1 protein-coding gene and 1 pseudogene are annotated in these 6,334 nt (G+C 75.2%); both read left to right on the top strand.

Going from position 1 to position 6,334, the window contains the following annotated elements:
- Positions 1-197: pseudogene (locus ACZ7IF_RS39120) on the top strand (acyltransferase domain-containing protein); the annotation flags it as partial.
- Positions 194-6,334, top strand: a 6,141-nt coding sequence (locus ACZ7IF_RS39115) for an SDR family NAD(P)-dependent oxidoreductase (RefSeq protein ID WP_470981796.1), incomplete at its 3' end; no start/stop codon positions are given. The pseudogene ACZ7IF_RS39120 and the gene ACZ7IF_RS39115, both read left to right, overlap by 4 nt.

The following is a 6,334-nucleotide window of genomic DNA, read 5'->3' as shown; positions in this document are numbered from 1 at the left end:
TGAACGGGACCCCGGCCGATCTGGACTGGTCGGGTCTGCACGCCGGCAAGGGGCAGCGCACGATCACCATCCCCACCTACCCCTTCACACGGCAGGAGCTGGCGGCGCCCGCCGCCCGCCCCGCCGACACCGCGACGCGTTCCGCCAGTCACCCGCTGTTCGACCTTCACTACGAGTACCGGAGCGAGGGACAGTGACGTACCCGGCCGAGACCTACGAGAAGACGTTCACGGGCCAGGAGCCCTTCATCGCCCAGCACCGATCCGCCGGTACCGGGCTCCTGCCCGCCGCCGTGCAACTGGAAATGGCCATGGTGGGCGTCGCCCGGCGCGGGCCGTTCGCACCGCTGGAGCTCACCGACGTGACCTTCCTGCGGCCCCTCACCATCAGCGAGGGCGCGGCGGCCCCCGTCCGGCTCGACGTGACCTTCGGGCCGCGGACCCGCTTCGAGCTGAGCACCGTCGTGGCCGGCGAGCGCAAACCGCTGTCCACCGGTACCGGCCGGCTGCTCCCGGCCGACGTCCAGGCCCCGCCCGCCGCCACGGGCCCGCAGCCGACCGGCCCGCTGACCCTCGCCCCGGCCCGGCTGTACGACAGCTGGGCCCGCGAGGGCCTCCAGTACGGGCCCGACTTCCGCACCGTCCGGGAGCTCACCGTCGGGGACGGCGGCGTGGTCCGGGCCACCCTGCGCTCCGACGCCGAGCCCGTGCCCTGGTACGCCCACCCGCTCCTGGTGGACGGGGTGTTCCAGGTCGTCAGCTGTGCGCTCCAGGACCTCACGGGATCCGACGGCCCCCACCCCATGCTGCCGATCGGCCTCGCCCGCCTCCAGGTCCTCACCGACCTCTCGGCACTGTCGTCCGGAGTGACCGTCCTGGTGCGCCGTACCGGCGTCGACGGTGCGTACGCCACTGCCGACGCGACCGTGCTGGGGCCCTCGAACGAGATCGCCGCGAAGTTCGAAGGGCTCCGGATGCGGCGAACGGCCGCCGTCGCGCGGCCGGCCGCCGCCCCGGCTCCGGCACGCTCCGTCGCGCTGCCCATCAGCCGGATCGTCTGGCGTCCCGAACCGGGAGACGCCGCTGACGGGCCCGAGCCGGTGACCGGCACCTGGGTGGTGCTGCACGACGGCGGCACCGACGGGCTGGGCGCGCGCGCCGCCGAGCGGTTGCGGGCCGGGGGCGCCCGCGTGGTGGAGGTCGGCACCGGTCCCTCCGCGTCGCAGCAGCACGATCGTGACCGGCTGACGCTGGCGCAGCCGGACGAGGAAGCGTTCCGGCGGCTCTGGGAGGAGGTCGGGGACCCGGTCGCGGGTGTCGTGCACCTGTGGAACGCCGACGACGCGGCCGACGGCGCCCGGAGCGAGGAGACGGAGCTCCGCGTCGGCCTCTACGGATGCCTGGCCGCCCTGCGGACCCTCGGCGAGCGGCAGCGCAAGTCCCGCTTCCTCGTGGTGACCCGGGACGGGCAGCCGGTCGCGGACGGAGACCGGCCGGTTCCCGCGCGTGCCGCCCTGTGGGGGTTCCTCCGCACCGCCGCCATCGAGTACCCGGGCCTGCGCCCGCGCCTCGTCGACCTCGACCGGTCCTCCGACGGCGGGCTCACCGCACTCCTGGCGGAACTCGGCGACGGCGCCGGTCCGACCGAGGCCGGCTACCGGGAGGGTGTCCGCCGGGTACCCGTCCGGGTCCGGGAGCGGTCGGCACACGCCGAGCCCCGTCCCGGGCCGGGGCCGATCAGGCCGGGTGGCCGCTACCTCGTCCTCGGCGGGCACGGGGGCCTGGGCCTGGAGGTCGCCGCCCGGTTCGCCCGCGAGGGCGCCGGCGTCGTCGCGCTGGTCAGCCGTTCCGGAGCCGCAGCCGCCGGCGAGGACCCGACCGCAGCGGTCCGCGCGTACGGATGCGAGGTCGTCTCCTACCGGGCGGACGCCACCACCCCCGGCTCCCTGGCGGCCGTGGTGGACCGGATGCGGACGGAGTTCGGCGAGCTGCACGGCGTGGTCCACGCGGCCGGCACGCTCAAGGACGGGCTCATCCGCAGCGCCACCGGCGAGGACATCGCCGCGGTGATGCGGCCCAAGGCCGATGGGGTTCGCGAGCTGGCCGCCGCGGTGGCCGGGCAGGACCTGGACTTCGCCGTGCTGTTCGCGTCGGTCTCCGGCACGTTCGGCAACCTCGGCCAGGGCGGCTACGCCGCTGCCAACGCCTACCTCGACGCCTTCGCCCATGCGTACGGCTCGCCGTGGCTGAGCGTCGACTGGGGCCTGTGGGGCGAGGTCGGCATGGGCACGGCCGTCGCCGAGCAGCTCAGCCGGCGCGGTGTCCGGCCCCTTCGCACCGCGGAAGGGCTGGACGCCCTGATCGCGGTACTGGGATCGCCGGAGGACCCCCGTCAGGTGGTCGTCGCCCACCCCGACGCCGGTGACGTGGTCATCGCGCTCGATGACGACGATCCCGGAACGCCTTCCGCCGCACGGGAACAGGCCGCCCAGGCCGTGGAAGCCGCGGCGGTCGTGGAAGCCGTGGCGGCCGGCGCGGGCCCCGCGGAACGTGTCGCCGACGCGCTGGAGCGGTTCCTCGCCGAGCGGCTGGGCCTCGCCTCCTTCGACCGCGACACCCCGCTGTCGGACTACGGCATGAGCGCGAGCTCGATCATGAGCGTCGAGCTGTCGGAGGAACTGTCGCGCAGGTGGGGCATCCACCTCCCGGCGACGCTCTTCCTGGAGTACGGGGAGTTCGCCGAGCTGGTCCAAGCCCTGACCGACCGCTACGGCGCGGCCGTCGCGGTCGCGGCACCGGAGCCCGACGGGCCCGCCCCCGCCTCCGACCCCGTCCGCGCATCCGAGCCGCTCCCGGCCGCCTCCCCGGACCACCCGCGTCCGACGCCGAGGCGGCAGCCGGCGACCGCCGGCCGCGACGCGGACGTCGCGATCGTCGCCGTCTCCGGTGACCTGCCGGGCGCGGTCGGCGGTGCGGCCGGGCTGTGGCCGCTGCTCCGCTCCGGCGGGCACGCGTTCACCGAGGTCCCGGCGGAGCGCTGGGACATCGACGCCCACTTCGAGCCGCGCGGCCGCAGGATGACGGGCACCTACTGCCGGGACGGCGCCTTCGTCGCCGGCATCGACCGCTTCGATCCGTCCTTCTTCGGCATCTCGGTACGCGAGGCCGAGGACATGGACGTGCAGCAGAAGCTGCTGCTGGAACACGCCTGGACGGTCCGGGACGACAGCGGTCTCGCGGACCGCCGTGACATCGGCGTCTTCGTCGGCGCCACCTACACCCACCACCGCGACACGCAGGGACTGGAGACCGTCGGCCCGCACACCGCGCTCGGCTCCATGAACGCGGTTCTGGCCAACCGGATCTCGTACGCCCTGGACCTGACCGGTCCCTCGCAGACCGTCGACACCCTGTGCTCGTCCTCCCTGGTCGCCCTCCAGCAGGCGGTCGCCGCGCTGCGCTCGGGCCACTGCGGCGCCGCCATCGTGGCGGCCTGCCAGGTCGGGCTGACCCCGTGGTACTACCGCAGCCTGAGCCAGCTCGGCGCACTGTCGGAAAGCCTGCCCCGGCCCTTCGACGAGCAGGCGGACGGTTTCCTCCCCGGCGAGGGCGCGCTGGCCGTGATGCTGAAGCCCCTGGCGGACGCGGAGCGGGACGGCGACCGGATCTGGGGTGTCATCCGCGGCACCGCCGTCAACCACGGCGGCCGGGGCAGCGCCCTGCCGGTGCCCCGCAGCGAAGCCCAGGCCGCCGTGGTCCGGGCCGCCCTGGACGACGCCGGCCTGGCCCCGGCGGACATCTCCCTGATCGAGACGCACGGCACCGCGACCCGGCTCGGCGATCCGATCGAGATCGCCGCGCTGACCGAGGTGTTCGGCAGCGACCCGGACCGTGACGGGCCGTGCCACATCGGCACGGTCAAGGGCAACATCGGGCACCTGGAACCCGCGGCCGGACTCGCCGGACTGCTGAAGGTGCTGCTGTGCCTGCGGCACCGCGAGATCCCGCCCGTCGCAGGCTTCGAGAAGCCCAGCAGCCACCTGGACCTGTCCGCCGGGACGTTCGTGATCCCGGTCGAGCCCCGGCCGTGGACCTCGGAGGGGCCGCGCCGGGCGGGCGTCAGCTCCTTCGGCATGGGCGGCACCAACGCGCACATCGTCGTGGAGGAGTACCTCGGGCAGCCCCCGTACGGGGAGGCCGACGAGCAGGACCCCCGTACGACCGCCGCCCCACCGGACGAGTACCTGCTGGTCCTGTCCGGTCACACCCCGGACGCCCTGCTCCGGCGCATGGAGGACGTGCGACCGCTGCTCCGCGGCACAGCGGACGACCTGGCCGGGCTGTGCCGCTCCACTGCCGTGGGACGGGACCACCGGGCGTACCGCGTCGCGGTCCTGGGGGCCACGGCCGACGAGCTGAGCACCGGACTGGCACGGGCGCTGGACCTGGCGGACCGGGCACCCGGCACCGTCGTCCGCGGTGGAACGGTGCTCGACAGCGCCTCGACGGGGACCGGTCATCCGGCCTTCCGCTACGTCGGCGGCGGTTCCGTCGACTGGGCCGCGGTGTACCCGGGCCCGCCGGCACGCCGCCGCACCCTGCCGCCCTACCCCTTCGGGGCACGACCCGACGCGACCGCGACACCCGGGCAGGCCCCTCAGACCGCGACCCCGCAGACCGCGACCCCGCAGGCCGCGGAGGACGTGGCCGCGGCCGTGCGGCAGCTCACGGCCGCCCACCGGGTGCTGGGCGAGGACACCGTGCCGGGGGCGCTGCCCCTCGCCCTCGGCCTGCGGTCGAGCGGTGTCCTGACCGGGATCGCCTTCACCGGCCGGGGGACCGGAACGCATCCCCTCACCAGCGACTTGGGCGACCCCGCCCGCACCGGCCCGGCCGCCTTCCGGCACGGCGGCCGGGTCGTCGCCCGGCTCACCACGGCCGGCACCCCGGCCGGGCCGGTGCCCGGCGCCGCGGACCTGGACGCCGTACGGGCCGGACTCGGCCGCACGCTGGAACCGGACGGCCTCTACGCCTGGTTCGCGGCGAAGGGAATGGAGCTCGCCGCCCCGCTGCGGTCCATCACCGAAGTACGGTACGGGCCGGGCCGGGTGCTCGCGCGGATCGCCCTCCCAGCCGCCGGCCCGCTGGAGGCGGAGGCAGTGGCGATGGACGCCGCCCTCCAGGCCATGGCCGTCCTCACCCTGGCGGATCCCGCCTCCCCCTCGGGGACGTACCTGCCGGTCTCCATCGGCCGGGCGACCCGCTGGGCGGACCCGGCGCGGACGGCTTTCGTCCTCCTCGAAGGCACGGGGCCCGGAAGCGACGGCACACGGCGCGGTGACGCGACCCTGTTCGCCGCCGATGGGCGGGTACTGGTCCGGCTCGACGAGATCGAGTACCGGACGGTGACGGTGCCCCGGAACGACCCGTCGCCCTCCGCTCCCACCCCCTCTCCCGCCCACCGCACTCCGCGGGCCGCGGCGTCGGAGGCGGCGATCGTCGCGTTGGTGCGCACCGTCCTGCACGACCCGGGTGTCACCGCGACCACCTCACTGTCCACCGCGGGTCTCGACTCCATGCTGGCGACGGCCGTCGCGGACGAGGTCGAGGAGAGGTACGGGGTGCGGATCGGCCCGATGGACGTCCTGGACGCCGCGGACTGCCGGACGCTCGCCGCACACGTCGCCGGGCTTGCGGCCCAGGGAGTGTTCGAGCCGGACACGGCCCCCGACGCGGCCCCGGACACGGCCCCCGACGCGGCCCCCGCACCGGTCGCCGTTCCCACGACCGTCGCGGTCCCCGCCCCCGCCGTCGCCGACACCGTGCCCCCCGAGGACATGGCGGTCATCGGCCTGGCCCTGGCGCTGCCCGGCGCCCCGGACCCGGAACGGTTCTGGTCGCTCCTCGCCGGCTCGGGCGAGGAGATCCGCCCGGCTCCGCCCCACCGCTGGGGCCGGTACGCCGGCGGTGCCGAGCCCGACGTGGGCGGATTCCTCGACAACGTGGAGGAGTTCGACGCCCGGTTCTTCGACTTCTTCCCCAAGCAGGCGGAGGTCCTCGACCCGCAGGTCCGCTGGCTGCTCCGCACGACCTGGGAGGCGCTGGAGTCGGCGGGCCTGCCGCCGAGGCAGCTGGCCCCCTCCACGGGCGTGTTCGTGGGCGCCAGTTACCAGCACTACAAGGACTTCAACATCGCGTCCGAGCTGGACGCCCCCAGCGGCCTGGGCAACCACAACGCGTTCCTGGCCAACCGGGTGAGCTACTTCCTGGACCTGCACGGGCCGAGCATGACGATCGACACGTTGTGCTCCTCGTCGCTGGTGGCCCTGCACACG

This window comes from Streptomyces sp. NPDC037421 (assembly GCF_055602105.1).
The sequence above is the reverse complement of the archived record's forward strand: the minus strand, read 5'-3'. Positions and strand labels throughout refer to the sequence as shown.